At 45.1% G+C, this 16,661-nt stretch carries 17 protein-coding genes; 5 read left to right on the forward strand and 12 right to left on the reverse strand.

All coding sequences use genetic code 11. From position 1 onward, the window contains the following. From metH to B2248_RS13140, 3 genes are all read left to right on the forward strand, one after another. The coding region (gene metH / locus B2248_RS13130; RefSeq protein ID WP_286723217.1) for a methionine synthase at window positions 1-2,416 on the forward strand (2,416 nt) is incomplete at its 5' end. After that, the gene (locus B2248_RS13135) at window positions 2,416-2,619 is read left to right on the forward strand and encodes a SlyX family protein (protein WP_007146693.1); all 204 of its coding nucleotides are present in this window, start codon (window positions 2,416-2,418) and stop codon (window positions 2,617-2,619) included. The genes metH and B2248_RS13135, both read left to right, overlap by 1 nt. A 17-nt stretch (window positions 2,620-2,636) precedes the next feature. Continuing rightward, window positions 2,637-4,658, forward strand: coding sequence for a tRNA(Met) cytidine acetyltransferase TmcA (locus tag B2248_RS13140; protein WP_273179743.1), 2,022 nt, complete (start codon window positions 2,637-2,639; stop codon window positions 4,656-4,658). Here B2248_RS13140 and B2248_RS13145 read toward each other — a convergent pair. The 9 genes from B2248_RS13145 to B2248_RS13185 are packed head-to-tail and all read right to left on the reverse strand — an operon-like array spanning window position 4,655 to window position 11,465. After that, window positions 4,655-5,863 carry a permease gene (locus B2248_RS13145; RefSeq protein WP_273179747.1) on the reverse strand — a complete coding sequence of 403 codons (1,209 nt, stop codon included), beginning with the start codon at window positions 5,861-5,863 and terminating at the stop codon, window positions 4,655-4,657. The two genes, B2248_RS13140 and B2248_RS13145, sit on opposite strands and share 4 nt — an antisense overlap. A gap of 34 nt (window positions 5,864-5,897) precedes the next feature. Further along, complete coding sequence (locus tag B2248_RS13150) at window positions 5,898-6,245, reverse strand: Rieske (2Fe-2S) protein (RefSeq protein ID WP_273179748.1); 348 nt, start codon at window positions 6,243-6,245, stop codon at window positions 5,898-5,900. Then, complete coding sequence (locus tag B2248_RS13155) at window positions 6,242-7,102, reverse strand: PfkB family carbohydrate kinase (protein WP_273179751.1); 861 nt, start codon at window positions 7,100-7,102, stop codon at window positions 6,242-6,244. Before B2248_RS13155 ends, B2248_RS13150 begins: the two co-directional genes overlap by 4 nt. A 45-nt stretch (window positions 7,103-7,147) precedes the next feature. Further along, entirely contained in the window at window positions 7,148-7,795 is a 648-nt protein-coding gene (locus B2248_RS13160; RefSeq protein WP_273179753.1) for an adenylate kinase, read from the reverse strand. Between the two features lie 37 nt (window positions 7,796-7,832). Further along, window positions 7,833-8,684: an HDOD domain-containing protein gene (locus B2248_RS13165; protein ID WP_007146687.1), complete on the reverse strand. Its 852-nt coding sequence runs from the start codon at window positions 8,682-8,684 to the stop codon at window positions 7,833-7,835. Continuing rightward, window positions 8,681-8,824, reverse strand: coding sequence for a hypothetical protein (locus B2248_RS13170; RefSeq protein WP_273179756.1), 144 nt, complete (start codon window positions 8,822-8,824; stop codon window positions 8,681-8,683). The genes B2248_RS13165 and B2248_RS13170 overlap by 4 nt, the downstream gene beginning before the upstream one ends. Window position 8,825: 1 nt before the next feature. Further along, the gene (locus B2248_RS13175; RefSeq protein WP_273179759.1) at window positions 8,826-9,809 is read right to left on the reverse strand and encodes a S49 family peptidase; all 984 of its coding nucleotides are present in this window, start codon (window positions 9,807-9,809) and stop codon (window positions 8,826-8,828) included. A 40-nt stretch (window positions 9,810-9,849) separates the two neighbouring features. Next, entirely contained in the window at window positions 9,850-10,512 is a 663-nt protein-coding gene (locus B2248_RS13180; RefSeq protein WP_273179761.1) for an HAD-IA family hydrolase, read from the reverse strand. Beyond that, window positions 10,509-11,465 carry an RluA family pseudouridine synthase gene (locus B2248_RS13185; RefSeq protein ID WP_273179763.1) on the reverse strand — a complete coding sequence of 319 codons (957 nt, stop codon included), beginning with the start codon at window positions 11,463-11,465 and terminating at the stop codon, window positions 10,509-10,511. The genes B2248_RS13180 and B2248_RS13185 overlap by 4 nt, the downstream gene beginning before the upstream one ends. A 557-nt stretch (window positions 11,466-12,022) precedes the next feature. Between B2248_RS13185 and B2248_RS13190 the strand changes: the two genes are divergently transcribed. Both B2248_RS13190 and B2248_RS13195 read left to right on the forward strand, forming a co-directional pair. Continuing rightward, window positions 12,023-14,503: an Rne/Rng family ribonuclease gene (locus B2248_RS13190; protein WP_273179765.1), complete on the forward strand. Its 2,481-nt coding sequence runs from the start codon at window positions 12,023-12,025 to the stop codon at window positions 14,501-14,503. Continuing rightward, a complete protein-coding gene (locus B2248_RS13195; protein WP_273179766.1) occupies window positions 14,487-14,762 on the forward strand; it encodes a hypothetical protein in 276 nt (91 codons plus the stop codon). Before B2248_RS13190 ends, B2248_RS13195 begins: the two co-directional genes overlap by 17 nt. On the opposite strand, the gene kdsB is transcribed toward B2248_RS13195, so the two are convergent. From kdsB to lpxK, 3 genes are read right to left on the reverse strand one after another with little or no spacing between them, the layout of a single operon-like run. Further along, window positions 14,748-15,500, reverse strand: coding sequence for a 3-deoxy-manno-octulosonate cytidylyltransferase (gene kdsB, locus B2248_RS13200; RefSeq protein ID WP_273179768.1), 753 nt, complete (start codon window positions 15,498-15,500; stop codon window positions 14,748-14,750). The two genes, B2248_RS13195 and kdsB, sit on opposite strands and share 15 nt — an antisense overlap. Continuing rightward, entirely contained in the window at window positions 15,501-15,680 is a 180-nt protein-coding gene (locus B2248_RS13205; RefSeq protein ID WP_273179769.1) for a Trm112 family protein, read from the reverse strand. Then, the gene (gene lpxK / locus B2248_RS13210; protein WP_273179770.1) at window positions 15,673-16,659 is read right to left on the reverse strand and encodes a tetraacyldisaccharide 4'-kinase; all 987 of its coding nucleotides are present in this window, start codon (window positions 16,657-16,659) and stop codon (window positions 15,673-15,675) included. Before lpxK ends, B2248_RS13205 begins: the two co-directional genes overlap by 8 nt. Window positions 16,660-16,661 lie beyond the last annotated feature (2 nt).

Raw genomic sequence — 16,661 nt, forward strand, 5'->3', positions numbered from 1 at the left:
ACCGATAATGGTCGACTCCTCCAAGTGGGAAATCATCGAAGCCGGCCTGAAGTGCATTCAGGGCAAGGCGGTGATGAACTCCATCAGCCTGAAAGAAGGCGAAGAAAAATTCATCGAACAGGCCAAGCTGGTTCGTCGCTATGGTGCGGCAGTGATTGTAATGGCGTTTGACGAAGTCGGTCAGGCTGATACTCGCCAGCGTAAGCTGGAAATCTGCAGACGCTCTTATGAAGTGTTAACTGAAAAAGTGCATTTCCCACCCGAAGACATCATTTTCGATCCGAATATTTTTGCCGTGGCTACAGGTATTGAAGAACACAATAACTATGCCGTCGATTTTATCGAGGCGGTGCATGATATTAAACAGAGTCTGCCACATGCGCTGATCAGTGGTGGTGTGTCGAATGTCTCGTTTTCATTCCGTGGTAATAATCCGGTTCGTGAAGCGATTCATGCGGTTTTTCTTTACCACGCCATTAAAGCCGGTATGGATATGGGCATTGTTAATGCCGGCCAGTTGGCGATTTATGATGATTTGCCAGAAGAATTGCGTGAAGCCGTAGAAGACGTCGTGCAAAACCGTCGTGACGATTCCACTGACCGCCTGCTGGAACTGGCAGAAAAATACAAAGGTGAAGGCGGCAGTGTTGCTAAGCAGGAAGACCTGGCCTGGCGTGAACTGCCGGTGATAAAACGTCTGGAACATGCTTTGGTTAAAGGCATTGCCGATTACGTTGAAGACGATACGGAAGAAGCCCGTCAGCAATATGCCAAACCACTGGAAGTGATTGAAGGGCCATTAATGGATGGCATGAATGTGGTTGGTGACTTATTTGGTGAAGGTAAGATGTTTTTACCTCAGGTGGTCAAGTCTGCCCGCGTGATGAAAAAAGCCGTCGCCTATTTGATGCCCTTTATCGAAGCGGCGAAAGAAGAGGGTGACACCAGCAAAAATAACGGCAAGATCCTGATGGCCACGGTCAAAGGCGACGTACATGATATTGGTAAAAATATCGTTGGCGTGGTGCTGCAATGTAATAACTTCGAAGTTATTGATCTCGGTGTGATGGTGCCAGCACAGAAAATTCTGGATACAGCACGAGAAGAAAATGTCGACATTATTGGCTTGTCTGGCCTGATTACGCCATCACTGGATGAAATGGTGCACGTCGCTAAAGAAATGGAGCGACTGGGTATGGAGACGCCGTTAATGATTGGCGGTGCAACGACCTCATTAATCCATACGGCTGTGAAAATCGAACCGAACTATCATGGCTGCAGTATTTATGTAAAAGATGCGTCACGTGCGGTGGGTGTGGCCCAGCGTTTAGTCACCAAAGACACACGTGATGCCTTTATTGCGGATCTGAAAAAAGATTATGAAGAGAAGCGTTCAAGACATAAAGGACGTAAGAGCAGTCGCCGTCAATTAAGTATTGCTGAAGCACGAGCGAATAAAACCAAGATTGACTGGGCCGCTTATCAACCTACCAAACCCGCTAAATTAGGTTTGGAAGTGTTTGATGACTATCCATTGGCTGAATTAGTTGAGCGTATTGACTGGACGCCATTTTTCCAATCATGGGAACTGGCGGGTAAATTCCCACGTATCTTGACTGATGAAGTGGTGGGTGAACATGCCACGCACTTATTTGAAGATGCGAAAAAAATGTTGCAGCAAATTGTCGATGAAAAATGGCTGACAGCGAAAGCGGTGATCGGTCTGTTCGCAGCCAACAGCATCAATGACGATGATATTGAAGTCTATCGTGATGATAATCGTGATGAAGTGTTGATGACGCTGCATAGCTTACGTCAACAAACCGAACGTCCACCTGGTCGCCCTAATGCTGCTTTAGCTGATTTTATCGCACCAAAAGAAACCGGGGTGAATGATTATATCGGCGCTTTTGCGGTCACTGCGGGTATTGGCATTGATGAACACGTCGCCCGTTTTGAAGAAGATCATGATGATTACCACAGCATTATGCTGAAAGCGCTGGCCGATCGTCTGGCAGAAGCCTTTGCTGAACGTATGCATGAACGGGTGCGTAAAGAGTTCTGGGGTTATGCCAAACAAGAGCAATTAGATAATGAAGCGCTGATTGACGAGAAGTACCAAGGCATTCGTCCTGCGCCAGGTTATCCGGCCTGTCCGGACCACACTGAGAAAGGCTTGTTATGGGATCTGATTGATCCTGTCACACATGCCGGCATGACCATTACGGAAAGCTATGCCATGTTGCCGACTGCCGCTGTCAGTGGTTTCTATTTTGCACACCCTGAATCACGTTATTTTGGTCTGGGCAAAATCGATCAGGATCAGGTGGAAGACTATGCTCAGCGTAAAGGCTGGGATAAGCAAACAGCAGAGCGCTGGTTAGGTCCTGCCTTATCTTATGATGGAGATGATTAATGAATAATGACATTATTGATCTTCAAACCCGTTTAGCTTTTCAGGATGGTTTGCTGGAAGAGTTAAATCAGGTAGTCATCAATCAACAAAAACAGATTGATCGATTGGAACAACGTATGGCTGCTTTCAAAGCGCAAATGGAAAGCATGCAGCAGATGCAACTCATGCGGCCGAGCGATGAGCCACCGCCACCGCACTATTAAGCTTTAAATGATAAATGATGTCTTTGCCACAGCGTCACTGTTGGATATTACAAGGCGATTTTGATTGGCTTAATAAACAGGCACAGATTTTTTATCAATCAGTACCCCCGTCTACTTGCTTTTGGCTAACTGACAATACGGCTTCAGATGAAGCAGTATTGGTTAAAAAGGCGCATCAGCATTTAGGACAAGAGTGTGAGCTGCTCATTTTTCAGGTAACAGCGCAGTTTGACGCGGATGCATTTGGTGCTTTGATCGGTTGTGTCAAAGCCGGTGGTACAGTGTTGGTCTTGCTCAACACGGCATTAAAACCGACGCGCTGGTTGACACGATTTTTGGCTATTGCTACTACCTTCCCCGCGATTCAATGCTTTACTCAGCAGCAAACCTTGCCTGATTTAATTCCTTTGGAAGCAGCAAATCCTCCGTCTCCCATTATCCCGACACCGACGGAAGAACAAGGTCTTGCGATAGCTGCTGTGACGAAAGTTGTAAACGGACATCGTCGCCGTCCATTGGTGTTAACGGCAGATCGGGGACGGGGCAAAACGGCTTTATTAGGCATGGCCGCTGCTGAACTTCTGAAATCAGGTAAGCAACATATTCTGGTGACAGCTCCCAGTCCGGCAAGTATCCAAACTTTACTGCTACATGCTCATCAGCAATTAGCAGAGAGTAAACTGGGTAAAACATCTGTTCGCTGGCATGATGCCATCATTGAGTTTATGGCACCCGATGCTATTTTGCAGAGCCAACCAGCCACCGATTTGTTGATCATTGATGAAGCCGCGGCCATTCCGGCCAGTATGCTGGAGCAATATCTGATCAACTATTCCCGCTTAGTATTCAGCTCCACTATCCATGGTTATGAAGGGACCGGACGCGGCTTTGTAATGCGTTTTTATAAAACCTTGGATAGATTAGCTCCAGGCTGGCGGGCATATGTGTTGGAGAAACCCGTTCGCTGGGCTGAGAATGATGTGGTTGAGCAATTTAGTTTTGCCGCATTGCTGTTAGAAGCTGAGCCGGTTGATGGACAAGTAATCTCTGCTGCTGAGCAAAACCAGCTGATTTTTGAAACGCTTGAGCAACAGCAACTGTTGAATGATGAACGTTTACTCAGGCAGGTATTTGGTTTGATGGCACTGGCCCATTACCGAACACGTCCAGCTGATGTGCAGATGTTATTGGATCATCCTGATATGCAGGTCAGTGTTTTGCGTTTCCAGGGGAATGTCGTTGCCACACTATGGACGATTGCTGAGTCAGCACTGGACGGTGAGTTAGCACAACAAGTTTATGATGGTACGCGTCGTCTACAAGGACATTTATTACCGCAATCCTTACTAGTGCACGCCGGAATTGAAGATGCTGGGCAATACCATTATCAGCGAATAAGCCGTATCGCTGTGCATCCTGATTGCCAACAACGAGGCTGGGGTCAGCTTTTATTACAGCATTATCTTGCTAGTCTTAATGGGGTTGATACGGTGGGTGTCAGCTTTGCACTGTCGGTCGAGTTACTCCGTTTCTGGTCAAAAGCCGGGTTTAAAATTGTGCGTATCGGCCAACACCGGGACGAGGTCTCTGGCAGTCTATCGGTGATGATGTTAAAAGCCATCAATGCTGATGGAGAAAAGCTGGTCAAAAGGGCACATCAAACGCTGGCCCAGCAGTGGACTTTTTTACTGGAAAGGCAGTGGCAAGAACTGGATGCGGAAGCAGTCATGCAAATCAGTCAGTCTTTTGATGATGAAACGTTGATGCTTGATTATCAGCAGCAAGTAAACAGTTTTGCTTTTAAACAACGCCCTTATGAGTCTTCGGAATGGGCATTGTGGCAGTGGCTTGGCGATCAGCTTTCTCAGCCATGTTTTAAGCAACTGCCATTAAAGCAACAGCATCTATTGATTATGCTGATTTTGCAGGGCAGATCATTTGATGCTGTTGCTGAACAACTCAAGCTGACAGGACGTAAACATATCGTTAATGAGCTAAGAGAAGCAGTGAGACATATACTTAGCGCTGAAACAGATTAATTCAGCACTAATTTCACTAATACGCCGCCTGCTAACCAAACCCCTGACAGTATCGTTAGTGAATTCATCACAATGTCAGTCCATGACATGGTTTTGTTATGGTCATGATGATGACTGGATTGCGCGTTTCTCCATGTCAAAAAAAGATAGGCTGAAATAAGTAAGAAACCAATATTCAAAAAGAAATTGTAGTTAAGTTTAAAGTGATTTTGTTCTGCCGGTGATGACCAGTCCTTTGGATTGGGAAGTAAATCGAATATCTGGAAACCATAATGCAGTAACAGAGAGGAAATCACTAAACAGGTGAACAGCATCATTAAAATAAATAATGCCATTTTCCAACCATAATATTTCGCATTGATGCGAAGTACAGGCAAAACAACCATATCTGAGAAGATGAATGCCATCACACCGGCAAAAGCTACACCTTGACCATACAACACAGCTGCAAGTGGAATATTACCCATAGAACCGATAAAGGTGAAAAAAGCGGCTATTGGACCCACTAATGTTTGTTGTAATACTGACCAAAAGTCTGGATTTTCTGTGCCTGCACCGATAAATAGCCATTTAAAAAAAGCGTCAGGGACAAACGCAGAGATAATGCCTGCCACAGTAAAGCCAATAAGCACGTCCTTCCATACCATTTGCCATTCCATGACATATTTTTGGCTGATTTTTTGCCAAATTTCTTTACTGAATAAACGTGACCACTTGTATCCGTCTGATTCATTGGCATTCATCTCATCAGGTTTATTTTCGCGTGCCTGTTTTATCAGGGACTTAGGATTGGTCAAATAAATAAACAACCAGGCAATCAGGATTAATAAAACGGCACCTATATATTCCCCAATAACAAATTGCCAGCCGAGAAAAATGGCGATGACAAAGCCGAGTTCAATAACAAGATTAGTGGAAGCAAGCATATAGGCCATGGAGGCAGCAAAAGTAGCCCCTTTCTGGAATAAGGCCCGGGTGGTCGATAATGCGGCAAAACTACATGAGCTGGAGATAAAACCGAACAAGGTACCTGTTGATATGGATTTGAGATCATCACCTCCCATTAGGTCACGCATTTCTTTTCTGGAGACCATCACCTGAATAATGCTGCTGAGGATGTAGCCAAAAATAAATGCCCATAACGCCATCCAGAAAAAGCTCAGGCTTGTTACGGCAGCTTCGGACCATTTTTCCAATAATTCCACAATTATCTCCGATACAAGATAATTGTTAACCCTATCAGCTGGAAGAGATCAGGTAAACATCTCCAGTGGCTGAAACCTTGATATTCAGTGGGGTCAAACTTTCGCCTCGGCATGGCCCGGAAAAGCAGTAACCATCTTCCAGTTGAAACAGGGCGCCATGCGTTGAACATTGAATATGGGTGCCTTCCAGCGACATAAACTGATCGGGTTGCCAATTAAGCGGAATACCCAGATGAGGACAAAAGTTTAAATACGCTCGAACTTCACCATCCTGTTTTAGCAGGAAAAAATCCAGTGTTTTATCACTGCCTAGTTCAATGTCGAAGCCGCGGGTTTGATATTCCTCAAGCTCGTTTTGATTGCATAGATAGATTTCTGTCATGGTATCGTTAAATTAGTCAGTCCATCCTGGCCGCATTTGTGTCCGGCCAGACGACATGCATATTCAAGAGTCTCTTGGTGAGAAAGCTGCTTAGCCAGTCCTGAAATAATGCCTGCATTAAATGTATCACCAGCAGCCAGCGTATCAACTACCTGTGGTGGAGGGAAGGCGTGGCAGTGAATGATTTTATCATTGGCCTTAAGCCAGGCGCCTGCCTCTCCCCAGCTGCAGGTCATAATATTTTCCTTAGTTAAACTCTGAAGAAACTGTTGTGCTGAGCTAAATCCCTGACTGATTGCATAAGGCTTTGAGAACAGAAGTACGTCGGCTAGAGAAAACAGCTGCTCTATTCCTTCACGCGGTTTCTCAATTTCCAAAGAGCAAGGTAAATGAGGATAGTATGTTTTTAACCAACTCAGCATTTGCTTTAATTCAGCTACATTTCGACCTTCAAAATGCACCCAGTCAAATGTGTTTAAATCGAGTTGCGAGAAAAACGCAAAATCCAGTTCCGGGCAGTCTCGGTAATGCACAATCGTTCTGCTTCCGGTACTTTCGCTGACATTAATATAAGAGGTGGGTAATTTGCCCTGAGAGACGACTTTGCAGAGGCTAAAGTCAATCTGATACTCAGCTAGTTCATTTTTGACAATGGCTGAATCGATCTCGTCTATTAATACACCAGACCAGGCACATTGATGACCTAACTGACGCAGCACAACGAGTGTATTGGTGGCATTACCACCGCGCCGAATGGTCTGGCTGACAGCCCGGACTTCGTCATCTTCTTTGGGATAGCGACTCACACGATTGATAATATCAATGGTGGCGATCCCAACAGCTAGAATATTGGCCATAAAGTAAAACCGGCCCAGAGATGGGCCGGTATATGATGTTTGCAGTTAGATAGTGTCGAAGACAGCGCCAACGGCATTGGTGATTTCATCAATGTCACCTGTGCCTGGGATAGCATGCAGTTTGTGTTGTCGTTGATAGTAACCAATCAATGGCGCTGTTTGCTCTTCATAGACTTTCAGACGATTACCAATGGTTTCCTCATTGTCGTCAGCGCGTTGAAATAATTCACCACCACAGCTATCACATTGGTCTTCTTTTTTAGGCGGTGACAAGTGAATATTGTAGATAGCACCACAGTCTTTACAGGTGCGACGACCTGTTAAACGTTGCATTAATTCTTCAAATGGTACGTCCAGTAAGACAACACCTTGTAATGGCTGACCCAACTGATCAAGCATGCTGTCTAATGCTTCAGCCTGAGCAATATTACGTGGGAAACCATCAAGAATGTAGCCATCTAAGGCATCTTCTTCTGATAAACGCTCGCGGATCAGACCGATAACGATATCATCAGAAACCAGAGCACCGGCATCCATCGCACTTTTAGCTTGTTTACCTAAGTCTGTGCCAGCTTTCACTGCAGCACGTAGTAAGTCACCTGTTGAGATTTGAGGGATATTGAATTTCTTTGATAACACAACACCTTGTGTACCTTTACCGGAGCCTGGTGCACCGAGAAGAACCGTTCTCATTGTAAGCCTCTTGAATAGATTAGTATTATTTTGAAATTTAATGTTCGGTCATCATAACTGATTCCAAACGTTCGATCTGCTTAGCAACTTGTCTGAGCAAATCCGGAATCTGGTATTCATTTAAACCCAGTAAGTCCCATGCTGCTGGATCTAATGGGGGAACATGACTATCACCACTGTGTCCGAAGGGCACGGAAGATACCAAGATGTCAGCAATATGTACAACTGCTGCATCAATCATATACTCATCAGCTTGCGACGGTGAGTGATGGTAGCGTGCTACTTCCTGCAGTGATTTTGGTAGTCGCCATGCTTTGGTGAGTGCTTCCCCCACATGGGTATGATCAAAGCCCATCGCCCGTTGCTCTGCTTCATAAATCACTTCATGACCAAACTCGGCACTATTAATGGCTTCGCGAGCAAGTTCAGGCACCGTTTGATAAATCACTAAGCTACCAATATTATGCAGAAGTCCAGCAATAAAAAAGCGTTCGCTTGCACGTTGACCACATTCTTCCGCCAACATTTTACTGGCAATAGCACTGGCAAAACTATGACGCCAGAACTCATTCATATTAATGAGTGACGTTGGAATTCCTTTGAAGGAATTGAGTACGGATGTAGCCAGAATGAGATTGGTCAACTCACGAGTACCAATGATGGTGATGGCACGTGAAATGGTATTGATTTGCGATGGAAAGCCATAAAAAGGGCTATTCACAATCTTTAATAAACGTGTGGCTAAGGCTGGATCGGTATTAATAACAGCACTGATATCATCAATACTACTGTCTGGATCTTCCATTAACTCATTGAGTTGAGTGTAGGTAGTGGGAGGAGAAACCAGTTCCAGTGATTTATTGACTAGAGATTCGGCGGAAAGCGTCATTTTTGCTCCTCCTGCTCGTTCTCTAAGTCCAGCTGCATTTCATACAACGCCTTCATTAGCGGATGCGTCAGATCAACATAACGAAAACGCTCATCACGTTCTTGTCGTTGGGCTTCGGTTAATTCAATGGTATCTGCCATATCAGTTCACACTCCATGATGCCTTCTCACTGACAAATTGAGAAATTGATGCGCCGAGCTTTCCTGCAAACTGGTCAAGATAGTTGGGACGTGGGGTGTAATCAACAATATCTTCGGCACCCAACATATCACGAGCAACCGTACTGGTATTGGCTAAACCGTCAATCAAACCAAGATTGACCGCTTGCTCACCTGACCAAAACAAACCTGAAAATAGATTATCATCCTTCGCCAGTCTGTCTCCACGACCTGCTTTTACTACGTCAATAAATTGTTGATGAATGGTATCCAGCATTTGGTGAGCATGTTTGAGATCCGATTCTTTCATCGGCAGGAATGGATCTAAAAAGGCTTTATGTTCTCCAGCCGTTAAAGAACGCCGTTCAACGCCCACTTTATCAATTAAATCGGTGAAGCCAAAACCATCCATTCTGACGCCAATTGAACCCACAATACTGGCTTTATCTGCATAAATTTTGTCAGCCGCTACAGCGATATAATAACCACCGGAAGCACAGACATCCTGAATCACAGCATAAACTGGAAAATCAGGGCGTGTTTTTTTCAGACGTTGAATTTCGTCATTCACAATGCCAGATTGGACAGGGCTGCCACCCGGCGTATTCATTCGCAGGATCAAGCCTTTCGCTGACTGGTCTTCAAAGGCATTACGAATACCGGTCACAATATTGTCAGCATTGGCTTCTGAGTCACTGGCAATAGTACCACTGATTTCGACCATGGCGGTATGAGGACCAGTGGCTGAAGAAAGTTTACTTGGTGAGTAGCTCAGTATTAAAAAAGCGATAAGGTAGAGAAAAAGCAGACCTTTAAAGACATAACCCCAGCGACGTTTATTACGTTGTTCTCTGATGGCTGCAAAAGCTAAATCTCTCAGAACATTACGCTCCCAGCTGTGATCTTCCTTGTCGTTGCCCTTATTTTCCGAATTATTATTAGATGGGAAATCGCCGAATGTTGCCATATTGATCTATTCCTGAAAAAAACATAAGTATGCCATCATATCAAAACTCTGTGTCAGGACGAGTTAACCATTTCTCGACTTGATAAAGATTATGGACAATAGCTTTGGGCTTAGCTGCTTTGAGTGTTGTTTCTGAGTGGGCACCATGCGTGATACCCAAACTATGCGCACTGGCATTATGAGCCATCATTAAGTCGAATTCAGTATCACCAATCATTAGTGTTTGTTCAGCATCAACACCGACAAAATCCATCAGTTCCATTAACATCTGAGGGTGAGGTTTGGAATGACATTCATCCGCACATCGGGTAGATATAAATAAGTCACCCAGCCCCGTTTCCTTAAGGGCTCTGTCCAGACCCCGACGGCTTTTTCCTGTGGCCACACCCAGAAATATCTCTTGCTCATTAAGTTGCCTAAGCAGGTTTTCCGCATGTTCAAACAGCGGTGTCGATTCTGGGGTGCTGATCCAGGTTTGCCGATAGCAATCAGCCAGTGCATTCCAGGTAGTGGTATCCGCATCAGGGTAGAGCGTTTGAACTGCTTCGTTTAATCCCAGCCCGATAATATGACTCACCTGGCTGTTGCTCAATGGCTCAAGTGATAATGTGGCAATGGCTTGATGCATACAATGAGTGATGTGAGCTGTTGAATCCATCAAGGTCCCATCCCAGTCGAACACAATGAGTTGGTAAGGACTCATGCTTGCTCCAGCTGATTTATGACCTGCTGCAATTTCTCTGGAAGTGGTGCTTCCAGTGAGAGTGGTTCTTGAGTGATAGGGTGGTGAATACCCAGTCGCCAGGCATGCAGGAATAGACGTTTAAGGCCAAACGTTTTCATTTGTTTATTAAATTCACGATCGCCATATTTATCGTCGCCTGCTACCGGATGACCAGACCAGGCAGAGTGAACACGAATTTGATGTGTTCTTCCGGTAAACAGTTTGACTTCGCTCAGTTGAGCAATGCCATAACCGTGTCTTTTTATGAATAGTGTCTTTGCTGATTTGCCTTCCGGATCGACTTTAACCATACGTTCACCGGAAGACACGGTGTTTTTTTGTAACGGTTGCTCTATATAAACTTCATCGCTATTCATTTCATCTTTGAGCAATGTCAGGTAGCGTTTATCGATTTGATCCGAAAGCATCTGTTGCTGAAGATTGAGCAGGCTGTCACGACTTTTGGCTATTAATAAGCAGCCCGATGTATCACGATCCAGACGGTGAACTAATTCGATAAATTCTAATTCAGGTTTTATCAGCCGAAAAGCTTCAATGACGCCAATCTGTATTTGGGTACCAGCATGTACAGCAAGTCCAGAGGGTTTATTCAACACCAGCATGGCATCATCTTCAAAAATGATACTGGCCAGTAATTGCTGCTGAAGTGATTGATTAATCTCGATCGGTGCTGTTTTTTCAGAAACTTGCAGTGGTGGCACACGAATGACGTCACCGGCTTCGATTTTATAGGTTTGTTTGATGCGTCCTTTATTGACCCGAACTTCACCTTTACGGATAGCTCGATAAATGCGACTTTTGGGCACTCCTTTTTCAAGAGTGAGTAAAAAATTATCGATACGTTGCCCGGCTTGAGAAGCACTTATTTCGATAAATTGCACTTTTTGTGACTGTGGTTTGTGAGCTGCCATAGGATAGGTTTAATTTTTCAGTTGCTGAGATGGCAATAGACTGCTATATTCGATCGTTGGTCCGTGCGTAAAATGAGGTCAGTATACCTACTTTTGCCCACGTTGACTGATTTTTGCGTCGCGCCCTCCACAAATGAGGTTGATGCGGCGCCCGGTAAACAAATATATCTTGGCTGAACAGGGGTTCAGCAGGCGGACTCATAGGGAGTCCTTGTAAGAATATCAGGTTCCCATGTCTTGATTGCCATCAAAACGAGTAGAAAGACGCATCAGGCAGGACGACAATTTAAAGTAATTAATATAAGAAGAACGGTTCAGATACATAAAGCTTAACTTAAGCTGAGAAACCAATGAAAGTTGCAGAACCTTATTGCAACACGAAAAAGATACAAAGATGGATCATGCATGCCTTGATGGGAGGGCACATGAAGAAACAATACGATTTACAATTAATTACTGAATAACAGACATCGTCGCTCTGTAAAGCCCGATTGGCTAACGCGTCCGCTACGGTGGTGTGCGGCAGGATATGCGGACCTCAACATTGAGGTTAGTGCATGAAACGAATTTTAATTAACGCAACGCACGAAGAAGAGTTGCGTGTGGCAATGGTCGATGGCCAACGCCTGTTTGATCTGGATATCGATACACCTTCCAGAGAACAAAAGAAAGGTAATATTTATAAGGGAAAAATCACTCGTGTAGAACCGAGTTTAGAAGCTGTCTTTGTTGACTATGGTGCAGAAAGACAAGGCTTCTTACCACTGAAAGAAATTTCAAAAACCTACTTCAAAAAGCGTGATGACAATGACGACAATAATGGTCGTCTGAATGTTCAGGACGTGCTTTCTGTTGGCCAGGAACTGGTTGTCCAAATTGAAAAAGAAGAGCGTGGTAATAAAGGTGCTGCGCTGACTACCTTCATCAGCCTGGCTGGTCGCTATTTAGTCTTAATGCCAAACAGCCCTCGTGCTGGTGGTATTTCTCGTCGTATCGAAGGTGATGACCGTGCAGAGCTGCAAGAAGCCCTGCGCTCACTTGAAGTGCCAGATGGTATGGGCATGATTGTGCGTACCGCCGGTGTGGGTAAGCAACCTGAAGAACTACAGTGGGATCTTGAATACCTTATCCAGTTGTGGACAGCGATTGATGTGGCTGTAAAAGATCGTAGCGCGCCATTCCTTGTTTACCAGGAAAGCAACATTATCATCCGCGCACTACGTGATTATCTGCGTAAAGATATCGGTGAGATTCTGGTTGATTCGCCTGAAGTTTACCAAACAGGCTATGACTTCATGCGTATGGTGATGCCGCATGAACTGAGTAAATTTAAGCTGTATCAAGACAAAGTTCCGCTTTTTACCCGTTATCAGGTTGAAAGCCAGATTGAGAGTGCTTTCCGTCATGAAGTTCGTCTGCCGTCTGGTGGTGCACTAGTGATTGATCCGACGGAAGCGCTGATTTCTATCGATGTGAACTCAGCACGGGCTAACAAAGGCGGTGATATTGAGGAAACAGCCCTAAACACCAATCTTGAAGCGGCAGAAGAAATTGCCCGTCAGTTGAGGTTGCGTGATCTAGGCGGTTTGGTGGTAATTGATTTCATTGATATGGGACCAAGCCGTAATCAGCGTGAAGTCGAAAACCGTTTACGTGAACATTTGAAAGCTGACCGTGCCCGTGTTCAGGTTGGCCGCATCTCTCGCTTTGGTTTGTTAGAAATGTCACGTCAGCGTTTACGTCCAGCTTTAGGTGATGCGCATCAGGAAATCTGTCCACGCTGTGCGGGCCTGGGTCATGTTCGCGGTGTTGAGTCACTCGGCTTAGCGGTATTACGACTCATTGAAGAAGAAGCCACCAAAGACAAAGTCACGCAATTAATCGTTCAGTTACCTGTTCCTGTGGCGACATTCATTCTTAATGATAAGCGCACACAGGTCGATATCATTGAGAAGCGACACGGTGTGAAGTTGGTTCTAATTCCAAACCCGCATCTGGATACGCCTCATTATGATATCGAACGCATTAAGGATGGCAGCGAGCGTAATGAAGTCAGTCATCAATTAATTTCTCCACCAGAACAGGAAGTACCAGTTGTTTTACGTGACAAACCTGTCATGGAACAACCTGCGGTGAAAGGCATTTCGCCTGCAGCACCTGCTCCTGTGATTGTTCGTGAGAAAGAGCCTGAACAAAAACCAAGCCTGCTTAAACGTCTGTTGAATGTGTTGACAGGAAAAAGTGAGCCAGAAAAGGAAGAAAAGTCCGTAGTGGATACTAAAAAAGAAAAAAGCTCACAGGAACAACGTTCACAGAATCGTCGTGGACGTAGCCGTCCCAAAAATAATGCAGCGAATAATCAAGAGTCTGCTGAAAAAAATGGTGAACGTAAGAATCCGCGACGCAGGAATGATAAAAACGTCGATAACACTGAACAGAAAAAGGCTGACATGCCTACTCCAGCAGTGAAAGAGGAGTCGGCATCAGACAATAACGATGATAAACAGCCTCGTAATGGTAATGGTCGTCGTTCACGTCGCGGTGGTCGCCGTCGTCGTCCAGCGCGCGCTGAAAACGGTTCAACTGACAACAATGCAGTCAATCCTGCTGAGGTGGATAAAGGCAATATAGCGCCACCACCGCCACCAGAGGTGAATGGAAATGCTATTCCTGAGCCAGAGCCTGAAGTGAATGGCAACGTCATCAAATCGGATAAAGAACCGGAAATAGATGGCAATAAAGTACCAGCCAACAAGCCTCGCCGACCTCGCTCATCAGGACCGACAAACAGACGTCGTCGTCCAAGTGATAAGGACAAAGCAGAAGCGGCAGCGGCTAATGCGGCAAAAGAGGGTGATTCAGCTAAACCGGTAGAAAAAGCAGAAGCAAGTGATAAGCCGGTTGAAAAACAAGCGGAAAAACACGCTGAAGACAAAAAAGCAGTGGTAGAAAAAAGTTCGACTTCGGATGATAATGGCTCTGAAAAGAAAACGAAGGCCAAATCTGAAGCGAGTGAGACGAATGCCACGCAAGAGTAATATTCTGCACGAAGAACTGCTGGCCTTAATTGGCCGGCAGGTTTCTTATCAACAACATCGCTGCGAGATTATTGAGCTGCTTGATGGGGCTGAGTTAATCCTGCAAGTATTAGAGTCGGGCCATAATATCCAACCGAATCAATACGGCGAGGGCCACAGGCCAGTCCCCGTGACATATACCTTGCCTGTATTTGATGGTGAGGGAAATTTACATGCCGAACTCATTGCGGCAGGCTTGGATAAGTTACTCTGCCAGTAAACGTCTGACTTCAAGTAAGTCTGCTTCTGTATCTACCCCATGTCCGGCACTGATTAAAGCTTCTGACATGTGTATTCTTTTACCGTGAAACAATACCCGCAATTGCTCTAAAGATTCTTCTGTTTCTAGCAAACAGGGCGTCATTTCAGCGTAGTTTTTCAGAAAAGCAGCCCGATACCCATATAAACCAATATGACGGTAGTGGGGGAGTTCTGGAGGCAACGGGGTTGTATGAAAATGATCACGCATCCAGGGAATCGGCGCGCGGCTGAAATATAAAGCATAGCCCTGACTGTCCATGACGACTTTGACCACATTAGGATCAAACACCTGTTTTTCCTGATGAATTCGACTGAACAGTGAAGCCATATCTGCATCGGCATGTTGAGCAAGATCGGCCGCTACCTGATTAATTAATAAAGCGGGCAAGCAGGGTTCATCACCTTGCACATTAATGACAATCTCATCATCCTTAAACTGTCTCAGCTTGATAACCTCTGCTAGCCTGTCTGTGCCGGAACGGTGATTGTCAGAGGTCATACAAACATCGGCATCAAAAGCTGTGGCTGCTTCAGCAATGCGTTCATCATCGGTGGCAATGATAACGTTATCTGCATCACTTTCTAAGGCACGTTCATACACGTGCTGAATCATGGCTTTACCGGCGATGTCTAGTAAAGGTTTACCAGGTAAACGCGTTGACGCATATCGTGCAGGAATAACAATGCTAAAGCTCATTTATACCTCTTCATCCGCGGGCAGCTGACGTGCTTCTTCTATCAGCATGACAGGGATATCATCTTTCACAGGATAAGCAAGGCGACAGGCTGAACAAAATAATTCCTGAGCCTCTTTTTTATAGTGCAATTTACCTTTACAGGCCGGGCAGGCAAGTATCTCTAAAAGTGCATTATCCATTAGAAAGTTCCTTTAATGTTTGGTGAATAGCGGGGAATACTGAGCTATCAATGGTGGCTTCAACGGGTAGATACCACATATTTTTATGAGCAAAAGATTGACATTTTACGGCATCTTTCTCGGTCATTAGAATGGGCAAGTCATCATAAAATTCCAGATCTGTCGGTAGATAGTCATGATGATCAGCAAAGGCATGAGGATGAACAATAATCTCAGCTGCGGCTAATGAGTCAAAAAAACGTTTGGGGTGACCAATTCCCGCGACAGCATGGACTTCACTGTGGCTGAAACTGCTCAATGCTTGTTTGAGGGTTGGATCCAACACATTTGTCCACTGCGTGCCTTTTAACTGCATTGAAATAGTATTATGCTCGTCACTCTTGCCGTTGTAGATAATGAAATCAACGCTATTAAGCCGGGAAAGCGGTTCACGCAGCGGCCCTGCAGGCAGACAATGTTTATTGCCGAACCGTCTGACACTATCAACAATGATAATTTCTATATCACGTTCTAAAGCATAGTGTTGCAAACCATCATCTGAAATAATCACATCACAATGGTATTGGCTCAATAGATGAATAGCCGCTTGTGGCCGATCCGGATCAACCACCACCGGACAAGCTGTGCGTCTTGCCATCAGTAGCGGTTCATCTCCACAATGTTTTGCATCACTGTTTTTATCAACATCGAGTGGATATTTACGACTATTACCACCATAACCTCGGCTGATAATGCCGGGTTTATAGCCTGCGGCTAAAAGCTGCTCAGCCAGCCAGATAACAAATGGTGTCTTTCCGGTGCCGCCCACAGTAATATTTCCCACAACAATTAGCGGTACGGGCATTTTGTGTGTGGTGAAGATGCCTGAGCGGTAGGCCCATTTCCGCATGATAACAACAAGCCGATACAGCCAACTCAGAGGTAATAAGAACCAATATTGAGTTGATGACTGATACCAACTGTCAGTTAGCCATCGCATTA

The organism is Methylophaga sp. UBA2012 (assembly GCF_002335235.1).
Taxonomy (GTDB): domain Bacteria; phylum Pseudomonadota; class Gammaproteobacteria; order Nitrosococcales; family Methylophagaceae; genus Methylophaga; species Methylophaga thalassica.